Raw genomic sequence first — 14062 nt, forward strand, 5'->3', positions numbered from 1 at the left:
GAGGAAGTGTGCGATCAGCGGACGGTCAGCCCCACTTCGGGGCGAATTCCGGGCTGACCAGGCGGACGTTCTTCGGCAGGGCGGCGATCTGCGCGCGGTCCTCGTCGTCCAGGCGCAGGTCGAGGGCGGCGAGGTTGGAGCGCTGGTTGGCCAGGCTGGCGGCCTTGGGGATGGCGGCCACGCCGTCCTGCTCCAGCAGCCAGGCCAGGGCCACCTGGCTGGGCAGCACGCCGTGGCGCTGGGCGATGGCCTGGATTGCCGGTTCCTCCAGCATGCGCCCGCGGCCCAGCGGGGTGTAGGCGGTGAGGGCCATGTCGTGGGCGCGGGCGTAGTCCAGCAGCGGTTGCTGGTTCAGCATCAGGTGGTATTCGACCTGGATGGCCGCCAGCGGGGCGCCCAGGGTTTCCACGGTCTCGCGCAGCAGCGCCAGGGGGAAGTTGGCTACACCGATGGCGCGTGCCTTGCCATTGTCGAGGGCGGCCACCAAGGCCTCGATGCTGCGCTTCAGGTCATCGCCGACCAGGCTGCCGTTCTTGCCCGGCCAGTGGATCATGAACAGGTCCAGGTAGTCGCTGCGCAGCGCGCGCAGGCTGTCGTCCAGGGACTGGGCGAGGTCGGCCGGGGCCAGGCGGTCCCACCAGACCTTGCTGGTGACGTGGACGTCCTCGCGGGCCACCGGGCTGTCGGCCAGCGCCTGGCCGACGGCGTCTTCGTTGTGGTAGCCGGCGGCGGTATCGATGTGCCGGTAGCCCAGCTCCAGGGCCTGGCGCACGGCGCCGGTGCACTCGGCGCCGGTCAGCGGCCAGGTGCCCAGGCCGAGCTTGGGCATGTTCAGGCCGTGGCGGTTGCGGATGCGTGCTTGCATGGGGTGGCTCCTGCTTGGGGTTCGTAGTCGTGTGCGCCGGCGGCGTGGCGGCCGGCGACGTAGCCGAAGGTCAGCGCCGGGCCGAGGTTGATGCCGCCGGAGGGGTAGTGGCCGCCGAACACGCTGGCCATGTCGGTGCCGGCGGCGTACAGGCCGGGGATCGGCTGGCCGTCGGCGCCGAGCACGCGGGCCTGGCCGTCGGTCTTCAGCCCGGCGAAGGTGCCGAAGCAGCCCGGCTGCACTTTGACCGCATAGAACGGGCCGTGCTCGATGGGCGCGACGCAGGGGTTGGGGCCGGGGTTGGCCGCATCGCCCTGCTTGCGGTTGAAGGCGGTGCTGCCGCGGCCGAAGGCCGGGTCCTCGCCGTTGCGGGCGTGGCGGTTGAAGTCGCTGACGGTCTGCGCCAGGCCCTGCGGGTCGATGCCGCAGAGCTGCGCCAGTTGCTCGATGCTGGCGCCGCGCTTGAGGTAGCCGCTGCGCAGGTGCGCGCCGATGGGCAGCGGCGCCGGGCGCACGTAGCCCAGGCCGTAGCGGCGCAGGAAGCGCTGGTCGCAGACCAGCCAGGAGCAGGGTTCCTGGTCCTCGGGCAGGGCGGCGAGCATCGCGCTGACGTAGTCGTAGTAGCCGTGGGCCTCGTTGACGAAGCGCTTGCCGTTGGCCAGCACGCCGATGATGCCGGGCTTGCCGCGCTCGATGATGTGCGGGAAGTGGCCGACGCTGCCGTCGCGGTGCGTGACCTTCGACACCGGGGCCCAGGCCACGGGGGAGCGCAGGTTCGTCTCGACGCTGCCGCCGGCGGCTTCGCCCAGGCGCAGGCCGTCGCCGGAGCAGGAGGTCGGCGGCAGGGCGAGGTTGTCGTGGCCGCTGGCGTCGCGGGGGAACAGCTGGCGGCGGCGCTCGGGGTCGTTGGGGAAGCCGCCGGCGGCGAGGACCACGGCCTTGGCGCGGATTTCCAGTTCGCCGCGCGGCGTCTTCACCACGGCTCCGCGCACGGCACCATCCTCCAGCCGCAGGCGCTGCGCCGGGCAGGACTCCATCAGGCGCACGCCCAGGTCTTGCGCCGACTTGGCCAACCGCGCCACCAGCGCCACGCCGTTGACCAGGTGCATGGCGCGGCCGTAGCGGGCCAGGTGGTAGAAGTGGGTGAGCACGCGCTTGGCCACGTGGATGAATGCGCGCGGTGAGCGGGTCATGTTGAGGAAGGCGGCCAGGTCGGCGCCGGCCATGATCGGCATGCCGAGGAAGGAGGTCTCGCGCATCGTCCTGCGCAGGCGCGGCAGCAGGTCGCCGACCTCGCGGGCATCGTAGGGCGCGGCTATCACCTGGTGGCCGCCGCTGGCGGCGCCGGGGGTGTCGCCATGCATGTCGGGGATGCCGTTGCCGTCGGCGAACTGCAGGCGGGTGTGCTGCTCGAAGAAGGCCACCATGTGCGGCGCGGCTTCGAGGAAGGCATCAACCCGCGCGGCGTCGTAGTAGTCGCCCAGCTCGTTGCGCAGGTAGGTGCGCGGCTGCTCGATGTCTTCCTCGATGCCGGCGCGGCGCGCCAGCGGGTTGCGCGGCACCCAGGCCCAGCCGCCGGACCAGGCGGTGGCGCCGCCGAACACCGCGTCCTTCTCCACCAGGATGACCTTCTGGCCGTGCCAGGCGGCGGTGACGGCGGCGGCCAGGCCGGCGGCGCCGGAGCCGACCACCAGCAGGTCGCAGTCGGTGGGCGGCAGGTTCGGGGCAGGGGACATGGGCAGGGGACTCCGCGGGAATTGTTTTTGGAACTTGGTTCCATAATCTTGTTTGGGGCGGAGAGAAGGCAAGCTGCCGGGCGCAACTACTGGTCGATAATCGGCCGGGGAGCGGACGTAGGATGGGTTGAGCGAAGCGATACCCATCATTCATCGGGGTGCTGGGCTGATCATTTCCATGCAAGGCTTGGTGGTGGGCTGGGCCTCGCCCCTCTCCCTAACCCTCTCCCTGAAGGGAGAGGGGACCGTTGGGCAGATGCGGATGTACGGGCGTTAGCCGGCAACGCCAAAAGTCTCAGGCTAATGCCATGCCTTCTCTCGGCACGGACAAGCTCCCTCTCCCTTCAGGGAGAGGGCTGGGGAGAGGGTTACGGACGCCAACCCAGCTCCAGAGTCAAACCTGACGCCATTGTTCGCGAGCAAGCTCACTCCTACAGATATTTCCGGCCTTCCCTGAAAATTGGGAAAGCTCACGCGTGAGCCTGCGATACTTCGCCTTGTTGCGCCTGAGTGGGGCTCGCTAGGGTTCGTCCGTCACGGCGATTGTCGTGATCGGGCGTGAGAACCCGGTGGAACGCATGCAGGCGCGGTGGCGCCATGGCTGTACAGCAGGCGCTTTTTTTGTGCCTGCGGTACGCATTTCTATGGCGGCCGTGCGAGGCGGGTTCATGCCCGGCCGGTAGCCTGCATTACCGGATTCTCACCCTCGCACGGTCCGCCTCCCTTGCCCGTGAGAAGGCTGGAAGGTGGCTCCCATCCGATGCAGGAGCACAAGAAAATGCATTCACCCGCTTTTACCCGCGCGCACCACCCGACTGAAAAACTCTTCACCACCCACATCCCCGCCGCTGACGGCCAGCCGGCGTTGGAATTGTTCTGGCTGCAGGACTGCCAGGCCGCCATCGATGCCGGGCAGCGACGTGCCGAGCGCTGGCTGATGGAAAAGGAGCCGGCCAGCCTCTGGGCGGTCCTGTTGGTCGGTCGCGAGGGGCAGGTTCCGGAGGGGCAACGCACGGCGTACGAGGTGGCTTTCCTGGCGCGCTTGCAGCAGCGTTTGTTGGCGCAGGAGGCGGGCAGCTAGCAGCGTGGGCGTTGATGGGTTTCGCAGGCTCAACCCATCCTACGGGTGCCAGGTGTGTGCGACGTAGGATGGGTTGAGCGCAGCGATACCCATCGGCGGGTATCGCAGAGGGCTCAGATATGCAGCGCGTGCCCCAGGGCGCGCAGGGCGGTTTCCTGTACCGCTTCGCCGAGGGTCGGGTGGGCGTGGATGGTGCCGGCTATGTCTTCCAGGCGTGCGCCCATTTCGATGGACTGGACGAAGGCCGTGGAGAGTTCCGATACCGCCTTGCCCACCGCCTGCCAGCCCAGGATGAGGTGGTTGTCCGCGCGGGCCACCACGCGGACGAAGCCGTCGTGGGCTTCCAGGGTCATGGCGCGGCCGTTGGCGGCGAAGGGGAAGTTCGCTGTCAGCACTTCGTGTCCGCCGGCGCGGGCCTGGTCCGGGGTGAGGCCGACCACCACCACTTCCGGGTCGGTGAAGCACACCGCCGGGATCGCTGCGGGGGTGAAGGCGCGGCGCTTGCCGGCGATGAGTTCGGCGACCATCTCGCCCTGGGCCATGGCGCGGTGCGCCAGCATGGGTTCGCCGGCGATGTCGCCGATGGCCCAGACGTTGCGCATCGAGGTGCGGCACTGCTCGTCGATCTTCACCGCGCGGCCGTCCATGTCCAGGTGCAGGCTCTCCAGGTTCCAGCCTTCGGTGTTGGGCCGGCGGCCGACGGCGACCAGCACCTGGTCGGTCTCGATCACCCGTTGCTGGCCCTGGCCGTCGCGCAGGCGCAGGCCCTTGCCGTCGGGCTCCAGGCCCACCACGCTGTGGCCCAGGTAGAGTTCCACGCCGAGCTTGCGCAGGGCCGCCGCCACCGGTTTGGTCAGTTCTTCGTCGTAGCTCGGCAGGATGCGCGGCTGCGCTTCCACCACCGTCACTTCCACGCCCAGCTTGCGGTAGGCGGTGCCCAGCTCCAGGCCGATGTAGCCGCCGCCGATCACCGCCAGGCGCTTGGGCAGGGCCTTGGGCGCCAGGGCTTCGGTGGAGGAGATGACCTTGCCGCCGAGCGGCAGGAAGGGCAGTTCCACCGAGCGCGAACCGGCCGCCAGCAGCAGGTGCTCGGTGTGGATGCGCTGGGTGCCGCCGTCGGCCAGGGCGACTTCGACGGTCTTGCCGTCGACGACCTGCGCCCAGCCGTGCACCACGCCCACGCCGTGCTTTTTCAGCAGCGCGGCGACGCCGGTGGTCAGGCGGTCGACGATGCCGTCCTTCCATTCCACGGTGCGCTGGATGTCGATGCTCGGCGCCTGCACGCTGATGCCCAGTGCGGACTTGCCGGCGAACTCGCGGGCCTTGAGGTATTCCTCGGCGGCGTGGATCAGCGCCTTGGAGGGGATGCAGCCGATGTTCAGGCAGGTGCCGCCCAGGGCCGCGCCTTCCACCAGCAGGGTGCGGATGCCCAGTTGCCCGGCGCGGATGGCGGCGACGTAGCCGCCGGGGCCGCCGCCGATGATCAGCAGGGTGGTTTCCAGTGTCTGGTTCTGCTTCACGGCGGTCACTCCAGGAACAGGGTGGCGGGGTGTTCGAGCAGGGCGCGCACGGCCTGGATGAAGGCCGCCGCGTCCATGCCGTCGACCACCCGGTGATCGAAGGACGAGGACAGGTTCATCATCTTGCGCACCACGATCTGGCCGTTGACCACCATGGGCCGCTCGACCATGCGGTTGACGCCGACGATGGCCACTTCCGGATGGTTGATCACCGGCGTGCTGACGATGCCGCCCAGCGCGCCCAGGCTGCTGAGGGTGATGGTCGAGCCGGAGAGTTCCTCGCGGCTGGCCTTGCCGTGGCGCGCGGCCTCGGCCAGGCGCGCCACTTCCGCGGCGTTGCCCCACAGGTCGCGGGATTCGGCGTTGCGCAGCACCGGCACCATCAGGCCGCTGTCGCTCTGGGTGGCTACGCCCAGGTGCACCGCGCCGTAGCGGGTGATGACTTCGGCCTCGTCGTCATAGCGGGCGTTGAGCTGCGGGAACTCGCGCAGGGCCACCACCATCGCGCGGGCGATGAAGGGCAGCAGGGTGAGCTTGCCGCGGCTGGCGCCGTACCTGGCGTTGAGGTGCTGGCGCAGGGCTTCGAGGTCGGTGACGTCGATTTCCTCGACGTAGCTGAAGTGCGGGATGCGCCGCTTGGCCTCGGCCATCTTCTGGGCGATCTTGCGGCGCAGGCCGATGACCTGGATCTGCTGCTCGTCGTGGCGCGCGGCGTAGCCGGAGGCGACCACCGCGCCGCCGTGGGCCAGGTACTGGTCGAGGTCGTCGTGGAGGATGCGCCCGGCGGGGCCGGAGCCCTGCACGAATTGCAGTTCCACGCCCAGGTCGCGGGCGCGCTGGCGCACCGCCGGGGAGGCCAGCGGCTTCTCGCCGGGGGCGCGGCGCGGGGCCGGCGCGGCGGCTGCCGGACGTGGCGCGGGGGCCGGTTTGGCTTCGGCGCGCGGGGCTTCCTTGGTCGGCTGGGCTTTCGCTTCGGCTTCTGCGGCGGGCGCGCTTTCATGGGGCTTGGCCGCGGCTTCGCGGTGGTTGCCGGCGCCTTCCACTTCCAGGCGCACCAGCTCGCCGCCCACGGCCATCACCTGGCCGGGCTCGCCGCCCAGGGCGAGAATCCTGCCGGAAACCGGCGAGGGGATTTCCACGGTGGCCTTGTCGGTCATCACTTCGGCCAGCACCTGGTCCTCATGGACCTCGTCGCCGACCTTGATGTGCCATTCCACCAGTTCCACTTCGGCGATGCCTTCCCCGATGTCAGGCATCTTGATCACGTGAATGCCCATTCAGACCTCCATGGCACGCTTGAAGGCGGCGCCGACGCGGGCCGGGCCGGGGAAGTAGTCCCATTCCTGGGCGTGCGGGTAGGGGGTGTCCCAGCCGGTCACGCGGGCGATGGGGGCTTCCAGGTGGTGGAAGCAGTTTTCCTGCACCAGCGACATCAGCTCGGCGCCGTAGCCGCAGGTGCGGGTGGCCTCGTGGACGATGACGCAGCGGCCGGTCTTCTTCACCGACTCGACTATGGTGTCCAGGTCCAGCGGCCAGAGGCTGCGCAGGTCGATGATCTCGGCGTCGATGCCGGTCTCCTCGGCGGCGGTCTGCGCCACGTAGACGGTGGTGCCGTAGGTGAGCACGGTCAGCTCGCTGCCCGGGCGGGCGATGGCCGCCTTGTCCAGCGGCACCCGGTAGTAGCCTTCGGGCACCTGGCTCTGCGGGTGCTTGGACCAGGGCGTCACCGGGCGCTCGTGGTGGCCGTCGAAGGGGCCGTTGTACAGGCGCTTGGGTTCGAGGAAGATCACCGGGTCGTCGTTCTCGATGCAGGCGATCAGCAGACCCTTGGCGTCGTAGGGGTTGGACGGCATCACCGTGCGCAGGCCGCAGACCTGGGTGAACATGGCCTCCGGGCTCTGGCTGTGCGTCTGCCCGCCGTAGATGCCGCCGCCGCAGGGCATGCGCACCACCATGGGCACGACGAAGTCGCCCACCGAGCGGTAGCGGATGCGCGCCGCCTCGGACACCAACTGGTCGGTGGCCGGGTAGACGTAGTCGGCGAACTGGATTTCCACCACCGGGCGCAGACCATAGGCGCACATGCCCACCGCGGCGCCGACGATGCCGCTCTCGGAGATCGGCGCGTCGAACACCCGCGAGGTGCCGTACTTCTTCTGCAGGCCTTCGGTGCAGCGGAACACGCCGCCGAAGTAGCCCACGTCCTGGCCGAACACCACCACGTCGTCGTCGCGTTCGAGCATCACGTCCATCGCCGAGCGCAGCGCCTGGATCATGCTCATGCTGGTGAGCGCCTGGGCGTTCTCGTGTTGCGGATTCATGGCATTCATACCCCGAGCTCCTGGCGCTGCCGGCGCAGGTGTTCCGGCAGGTCCTTGTAGACGTCGTCGAACAGGCTGGCGGCGCTGAAGACGTGGCCGTCCACCAGCGAGCCGTGGCGTTCGGCCTCTTTCTGCGCGGCCATCACTTCGGCTTCCAGTTCCTTGTGCAGCGCCTCGTGCTGTTCCTCGCTCCAGATGCCCAGGGCCAGCACATGCTGCTTCAGGCGGGCGATGGGGTCGCCGAGGGGGAAGTTGGTCCAGTCGTCGGCCGGGCGGTACTTGGATGGGTCGTCCGAGGTGGAGTGCGGGCCGGCGCGGTAGGTGACCCACTCGATCAGGCTCGGCCCATGGCCGCGGCGGGCGCGTTCGGCGGCCCACTGCGAGGCGGCGTACACCGCGAGGAAGTCGTTGCCGTCCACCCGCAGCGAGGCGATGCCGCAGCCCACGCCGCGGTTGGCGAAGGTGGTGCCTTCACCGCCGGCGATGGCCTGGAAGGTGGAGATCGCCCACTGGTTGTTGACCACGTTGAGGATCACCGGCGCGCGGTAGACGTGGGCGAAGGTCAGCGCGGTGTGGAAGTCCGACTCGGCGGTGGCGCCGTCGCCGATCCAGGCCGAGGCGATCCTGGTATCGCCCTTGATCGCCGAGGCCATGCCCCAGCCCACCGCCTGGATGAACTGGGTGGCGAGGTTGCCGGAGATGGAGAAGAAGCCGTGGCTGCGGCTGGAGTACATGATCGGCAGCTGGCGGCCCTTGAGCGGGTCCTGCTCGTTGGAGAGCAACTGGCAGATCATGTCCTTGAGCGGGTAGTCGCGGGTGATCAGGATGCCCTGCTGGCGGTAGGTGGGGAAGCACATGTCGCCGCCCTGCAGGGCCATGGTGTGGGCGGTGGCGATGGCTTCCTCGCCCAGGCACTGCATGTAGAAGGACATTTTCTTCTGCCGCTGCGCGGTGAGCATGCGGGCGTCGAAGATGCGCGTCTTGAGCATCAGGCGCAGGCCGCGCAGCAGCTGTTCGTGGCTGAGCTGCGGGTCCCAGGGGCCGAGGGCGCTGCCCTGGTCGTCGAGCACGCGCACGAGGCTGTAGGCGAGGTCGGCGGTCTGTGCCGGCTCGACGTCGACGTCGGGCTTGCGCACTTCCCCGGCGGGGGACAGGTGCAGGTAGGAGAAGTCGGTCTTGCAGCCCGGGCGCCCGGTGGGTTCGGGGACGTGCAGGCGGAGGGGAGCGTAGTCGGTCATGGTGGGTCTCCAGTTGTGATCGGGGGTGGGGATCAGCAGACGGAAGACGCCGGACCGGGCGGGTGCGACTGGCCTGGTTGGGCGACGGTGCGGGTGCCGCGCGCGGTAGCGCGGCGGGTGCTGACATCACTCATGGTGAGGTCCTCGTTCGTTGTTCTTGTGATTTCAGTATAGGTGTGACCGGCTGGTTTTTTGCTCCAATTTGACTAGCTTTGGACAGAAGATTTAGTGTCTTTGAACTACAAAAAACCTCTTCCATAGAAGTGAGCGCCATGGCCGACATCGACCGCACCGACCTCAAGATCCTCCGCGCCCTGGCCGACGACGGCCGCCTGAGCTGGCGCGACCTGGCGCAGAAGATCGGCCTGTCGCTGACGCCGACGCTGCGCCGGGTGCGGCGCCTGGAGGAAGAGCGGTACATCCAGGGCTACTTCGCCCAGCTCGACGAGGAGCGCCTGTCCGGGGCCATGAGCGTGTTCGTTTCGGTCACCCTGGAAAAACAGACCGGCGACTACCTGGCGCGGTTCGAGGAAAGCATCGTCCAGGCGCCGCAGGTGATGAGCTGCTTCCAGATGACCGGCGACGCGGACTACATGCTGCGCGTGGTGGTCAAGGACCTGGCGGCCTACCAGGCCTTCCTCACCACCACCCTGACGCAGATTCCCGGGGTGGCCGGGATCAAGTCGGCGTTCGCCTTGAAGTCGGTGCTCAAGCGCTCGGCGCCGCCGCTTTGAGGGGGCGGGCAACTGACTTGCCGGCTGCGCCGAGGCGCTTTCGCAGGATGGGTTGAGCTTGCGAAACCCATGCGGTGGCGCTGATGGGTATCGCTTCGCTCAACCCATCCTACGGGAAAGCGCCGTGCTTCCCGGCAACCTGTAGCGGGCCCTGCCCGCGATTCACGCAGGGGAATGGCGTGGGTGGGGTCGCGTAGGAGCGGATCTCATCCGCGAAGCGCGCCGGTGGTTCCGGTTATCGCGGACAAGGTCCGCTCCTACGGGATCGGTATGACGCGCGCCGACGGCGGGGAGCGCCCTCACTGCTCGTCGAGGGCGAAGGCGGTGAGGCTGTAGGTGGGGATGCCGGCGTCGGCCAGCTTGGCCGAGCCGCCGAGTTCCGGCAGGTCGATGATGGCGGCGGCTTCCAGGACCCTGGCGCCCATGCGCCGGACCAGTTGCGCGGCGGCCAGCAGGGTGCCGCCGGTGGCGATCAGGTCGTCGAAGATCAGCACGCTGTCGCCTTCGCACAGGCTGTCGGCGTGCACTTCCAGCAGGGCTTCGCCGTACTCGGTCTGGTAGGCCTGGGCCAGCACGTCGGCGGGCAGCTTGCCCTGCTTGCGGAACAGCACCAGCGGCTTGTTCAGTTCGTAGGCGATGATCGAGCCGATCAGGAAGCCACGCGCGTCCATGGCGCCGATGTGGCTGAAATCCGCTTCGACGTAGCGCTGGATGAAGCTGTCGGCGACGAAGCGCAGCGCGCGCGGCGACTGGAACAGCGGGGTGATGTCACGGAACACCACGCCCGCCTTGGGGAAGTCGGGGACCGCGCGGATCATGGATTTCAGGTCGAGCTGGTTGAGGATCATGCTGGCAGGGTACCTGGTGACGGCTTTTCGAAGCCCCCAAGTATAACGGGCCCGCCACAAGGCGAGCCCGTTTTGCGCGATGACCGGAAGGTCGCGCCTTCAGCTTTCCATCTGGCCGCCGGCCAGGGCGCACAGCTCGATGGAGTCGAGGATGCGCACTTCCTTGCCTTCGGCGGCGATCAGGCCGTTCTGCTGGAAGCGGGTGAACACCCGCGACACGGTTTCCACCGCCAGGCCCAGGTAGTTGCCGATCTCGTTGCGCGACATCGCCAGGCGGAACTGCTGGGCGGAGAAGCCGCGGGCGCGGAAGCGCGCCGAGAGGTTGACCAGGAAGGTAGCGATGCGCTCGTCGGCGGTCTTCTTCGATAGCAGCATCATCATCTGCTGGTCGTCGCGGATTTCGCGGCTCATCACCCGCATCAGCTGGCGGCGCAGCTGCGGCAGTTGCTCGGACAGCTCGTCCAGGCGCTCGAAGGGAATCTCGCAGACCGAGGTGGTCTCCAGGGCCTGGGCCGACACCGGGTAGGCTTCGGTGTCCATGCCGGACAGGCCGACCAGTTCGCTGGGCAGGTGGAAGCCGGTGATCTGCTCTTCACCGCCGTCGGTGATGCTGAAGGTCTTCAGCGCGCCGGAACGCACCGCGAACACGGAACCGAAGGCGTCGCCCTGGCGAAACAGGAACTCGCCCTTCTTCAGTGGCCGGCCGCGCTTGACGATTTCGTCGAGGGCGTCCATGTCGTCGTTGTTCAGCGACAGGGGCAGGCACAGCGGCGCCAGGCTGCAATCCTTGCAATGCGCTTGCGGCAAGGCGCGCACCTTGATGGTTTCGGCCATGGTTGATCCTTGGGTGGAAAGGCACAAGAAACGCAAGGGTAACGCACCCAAGGGTTCGGCTGCCAGCTTGCCGGGTGGATTTCGGAACATTCCGGCGTTTATTCCGAAACCTTATGTAAAAAAGGTCAGATTCGTACTTACTCTCTAAGCAAATTCCTTCAGATCACCCGCGAGAACCGTTGCAGGTTCTGGTGCGGCAGGTAGTGGTCGAAGAGCATGCACAGGCTGCGCACCAGCAGCCGGCCGGCGGCGGTGACGTCGATGCCGCGCGGGCTCAGCTCGATCAGGCCGTCCTTGGCGAAGCGCTCCAGCTCGTCCCAGATGTCGGCGAAGTAGCCGTGGAATTCGATGTTGAAGCGTTCCTCGATGCTTTCGAAGTCCAGCTGGAAGTGGCAGATCAGTTGCTGGATCACCGCGCGGCGCACGCGGTCGTCGGCGTTGCAGTAGAGGCCGCGGCGGGTGGCCAGCTGGCCGTTGTCCAGGCTGTTCTGGTAGTCGTTGATGTCGGTGCTGTTCTGGCAGTAGAGGTCGCCGATCTGGCTGATCGCCGAAACGCCCAGGCCCACCAGGTCGCAATGGCCGTGGGTGGTGTAGCCCTGGAAGTTGCGTTGCAGGGTGCCGTCCTCCTGGGCGCTGGCCAGTTCGTCGTCGGGCAGGGCGAAGTGGTCCATGCCGATGTAGCGGTAGCCGGCGGCGCTGAGCTGCTCGATGGTGCGCTGGAGCATTTCCAGCTTCTGCGCGGGGGAGGGCAGGTCCTGGGCGTTGATGCGCCGCTGCGGCATGAAGCGTTCGGGCAGGTGCGCGTAGTTGAACACCGAGAGGCGGTTGGGCTGCAGGCCGATGACCTGCTCGACGGTGCGGGCGAAGCTGTCGGGGTTCTGCTTGGGCAGGCCGTAGATCAGGTCGATGTTGATCGAGCGGTATTGCAGGGTGCGGGCCGCGTCCATGATGGCGCGGGTCTCGTCGAAGCTCTGCATGCGGTTCACCGCCTGCTGCACTTCCAGGTCGAAGTCCTGCACGCCGACGCTGACGCGGTTGAAGCCCAGTTCGCGGAGCAGGCCCATGGTCGACCAGTCGGCCTCGCGCGGGTCGATCTCGATGCCGTAGTCGCCGGAGTCGTCTTCCACCAGGTTCAGGTGCTCGCGCAGCTGGCCCATGAGTTCGCGCAGTTGCCCGGGGCTGAGGAAGGTGGGGGTGCCGCCGCCGAAGTGCAGCTGTTCCACGCACTGGTCCTTGCCCAGGTGGCGGCTGACGATCTCGATTTCGTGGATCAGCCGGGCGAGGTAGGGCGCGCTGCGCCCGCGGTCCTTGGTGATGACCTTATTGCAGGCGCAGTAGTAGCAGATGTTGGCGCAGAACGGGATGTGCACGTAGAGCGACAGCGGCCGGTCGGCCTTCTGGCTGTTGCGCAGGGCATGCAGCATGTCGAAGGGGCCCACGCCTTCGTGGAACTGCACGGCGGTGGGATAGGAGGTATAGCGCGGGCCGGACAGATCGTAGCGACGGATCAGATCTGTGTCCCAGCGGATATCGTCGAGCATGCCGCAGTCCCCGAATCAGGCGAGCTTTTCGGCGCAGTCTAGGGAGACTGTGGGAAAAGCCTCTTGACCTGCATCAAGCGGTCGCAGGGGGTACCTCGTTGGAGGGGGGGCTGGTGGGCGGTGGTGTCGGGGTTGGGGTTGGCTTTGGAGTTGGGGTGGAGTCCGTAACCCTCTCCCCAGCCCTCGGCTGCGCGCCCCGCCCTGAAGGGCGAGGGGGCCAGTCTGTGCCGAGAAAGGTGATGGTTTCCGCCGGCAGCCACTGCACTAGCCGGCTAACGCCATAACATCAAACCCTGCCCAACGGTCCCCTCTCCCTTCAGGGAGAGGGTTAGGGAGAGGGCGCTCTTCAGGCCAGGCACCAAGGTGAAGCCCGTTCGCGAGCAAGAGCTAGGCGCCCCCCTCGCTCCTACGAAAAGCGGGGGCTTCAATGCATCGCATGCCCCATCAGCCACGCCTGGTGTGGGCCGGGCAGGGTCCACAGGCCGAAGAGGATCACCAGCAGGCCGCCGGCCATGCGCACGCTGCGCTTGCGCAGCAGCGCCGTGATGCGTTCGGCGGCAAGCCCCGTGGCCAGCAGCACCGGCCAGGTACCCAGGCCGAAGGCGAGCATCAGCAGCGCGCTTTCCAGCGCCGAGCCCTGGCTGCTGGTCCACAGCAGGGTGCTGTAGACCAGGCCGCAGGGCAGCCAGCCCCAGAGCGCGCCGAGCAGCAGCGCGCGCGGCACGCTGGCCACCGGCAGCAGGCGGCTGGCGAAGGGCTGGATGTATTTCCACAGGCCGCGGCCGAGGGCCTCGATGCGCGTCAGGCCGCTCCACCAGCCGGCCAGGTACAGGCCCATGGCGACCAGCAGCAGGCCGGCGACCACGCGCAGCGCCGAGGCGAAGGGGGTGCTGGCGATGGCCCAGCCGGCCAGGCCCAGCAGCAGGCCGGCGGCGGCGTAGCTGAGGATGCGCCCGAGGTTGTAGGCCAGCAGCAGCTGCAGGCGGCGCCCGCGCTGCTCCGCCGGAATGGCCAGGGTCAGCGCGCCCATCAGGCCGCCGCACATGCCCAGGCAGTGGCCGCCGCCGAGCAGGCCGAGGATCAGCGCAGACGCCAGCATGGGCGCCAGGTCAAGCATCGCGCGAGTCCTTGTCCCGGGCTTCGGCCTGCGCGTCCCTGGCGCCTTCGGCCTCGTCGATGCCGGCCTGGTGCTTGGGGTCCTCGTCGTCGAACAGGATGCTGTGGGCCGGGCCGTCCATGTCGTCGTACTGGCCGCTGTTCACCGCCCAGAAGAAGATCCAGACGGCGATGGCGACGATGATCAGCGCCACCGGGATCATTACGTAGAGAGCGGGCATATCGACT

At 68.1% G+C, this 14062-nt stretch carries 13 protein-coding genes; 2 read left to right on the forward strand and 11 right to left on the reverse strand.

What is annotated here, in order from left to right; genetic code table 11:
* Positions 1–25 precede the first annotated feature (25 nt).
* Together QSJ95_RS10190 and QSJ95_RS10195 are read right to left on the reverse strand one after the other, a co-directional pair.
* Positions 26–865, reverse strand: coding sequence for an aldo/keto reductase (locus QSJ95_RS10190; protein ID WP_285642121.1), 840 nt, complete (start codon positions 863–865; stop codon positions 26–28).
* A complete protein-coding gene (locus QSJ95_RS10195) occupies positions 832–2601 on the reverse strand; it encodes an FAD-dependent oxidoreductase (RefSeq protein WP_285642122.1) in 1770 nt (589 codons plus the stop codon). The genes QSJ95_RS10190 and QSJ95_RS10195 overlap by 34 nt, the downstream gene beginning before the upstream one ends.
* Before the next feature lie 760 nt (positions 2602–3361).
* Between QSJ95_RS10195 and QSJ95_RS10200 the strand changes: the two genes are divergently transcribed.
* Positions 3362–3682 (forward strand): LasR-specific antiactivator QslA, encoded by a 321-nt coding sequence (locus QSJ95_RS10200; RefSeq protein WP_285642123.1) that lies wholly within the window; start codon positions 3362–3364, stop codon positions 3680–3682.
* A gap of 113 nt (positions 3683–3795) precedes the next feature.
* Here QSJ95_RS10200 and lpdA read toward each other — a convergent pair whose 3' ends face one another.
* Genes lpdA through QSJ95_RS10220 form a run of 4 tightly spaced genes read right to left on the reverse strand, consistent with a single transcriptional unit; the run spans position 3796 to position 8761 of the window.
* Positions 3796–5202, reverse strand: coding sequence for a dihydrolipoyl dehydrogenase (gene lpdA / locus QSJ95_RS10205; RefSeq protein WP_285642125.1), 1407 nt, complete (start codon positions 5200–5202; stop codon positions 3796–3798).
* A gap of 5 nt (positions 5203–5207) precedes the next feature.
* The gene (locus tag QSJ95_RS10210; protein WP_285642127.1) at positions 5208–6479 is read right to left on the reverse strand and encodes a dihydrolipoamide acetyltransferase family protein; all 1272 of its coding nucleotides are present in this window, start codon (positions 6477–6479) and stop codon (positions 5208–5210) included.
* Positions 6480–7532 carry an alpha-ketoacid dehydrogenase subunit beta gene (locus tag QSJ95_RS10215; protein WP_043313243.1) on the reverse strand — a complete coding sequence of 351 codons (1053 nt, stop codon included), beginning with the start codon at positions 7530–7532 and terminating at the stop codon, positions 6480–6482. It lies immediately after the preceding gene.
* On the reverse strand, positions 7529–8761 hold the full coding sequence (locus QSJ95_RS10220; protein ID WP_285642131.1) for a 3-methyl-2-oxobutanoate dehydrogenase (2-methylpropanoyl-transferring) subunit alpha: 1233 nt from the start codon (positions 8759–8761) through the stop codon (positions 7529–7531). The genes QSJ95_RS10215 and QSJ95_RS10220 overlap by 4 nt, the downstream gene beginning before the upstream one ends.
* Positions 8762–9033: 272 nt before the next feature.
* On the opposite strand from QSJ95_RS10220, the gene QSJ95_RS10225 reads away from it, so the two are divergent.
* Positions 9034–9495, forward strand: a complete 462-nt coding sequence (locus QSJ95_RS10225) for an Lrp/AsnC family transcriptional regulator (protein WP_009622833.1) — start codon at positions 9034–9036, stop codon at positions 9493–9495.
* 299 nt (positions 9496–9794) lie between these two features.
* On the opposite strand, the gene QSJ95_RS10230 is transcribed toward QSJ95_RS10225, so the two are convergent.
* The 5 genes from QSJ95_RS10230 to ccoS form a co-directional block, all read right to left on the reverse strand.
* Positions 9795–10343 (reverse strand): adenine phosphoribosyltransferase, encoded by a 549-nt coding sequence (locus tag QSJ95_RS10230; RefSeq protein WP_009622831.1) that lies wholly within the window; start codon positions 10341–10343, stop codon positions 9795–9797.
* A 99-nt stretch (positions 10344–10442) separates the two neighbouring features.
* Positions 10443–11177 (reverse strand): transcriptional regulator Anr, encoded by a 735-nt coding sequence (gene anr / locus QSJ95_RS10235; RefSeq protein WP_009622830.1) that lies wholly within the window; start codon positions 11175–11177, stop codon positions 10443–10445.
* Positions 11178–11335: 158 nt separating this feature from the next.
* The gene (gene hemN, locus QSJ95_RS10240; protein ID WP_009622829.1) at positions 11336–12718 is read right to left on the reverse strand and encodes an oxygen-independent coproporphyrinogen III oxidase; all 1383 of its coding nucleotides are present in this window, start codon (positions 12716–12718) and stop codon (positions 11336–11338) included.
* A 424-nt stretch (positions 12719–13142) separates the two neighbouring features.
* Complete coding sequence (locus QSJ95_RS10245; RefSeq protein WP_058071093.1) at positions 13143–13835, reverse strand: sulfite exporter TauE/SafE family protein; 693 nt, start codon at positions 13833–13835, stop codon at positions 13143–13145.
* Positions 13828–14055 (reverse strand): cbb3-type cytochrome oxidase assembly protein CcoS, encoded by a 228-nt coding sequence (ccoS, locus tag QSJ95_RS10250; RefSeq protein WP_043271872.1) that lies wholly within the window; start codon positions 14053–14055, stop codon positions 13828–13830. The genes QSJ95_RS10245 and ccoS overlap by 8 nt, the downstream gene beginning before the upstream one ends.
* Positions 14056–14062 lie beyond the last annotated feature (7 nt).

The sequence above is a fragment of the Pseudomonas sp. NBRC 100443 genome (assembly GCF_030268185.1).
Taxonomy (GTDB): Bacteria; Pseudomonadota; Gammaproteobacteria; order Pseudomonadales; family Pseudomonadaceae; genus Pseudomonas; species Pseudomonas citronellolis.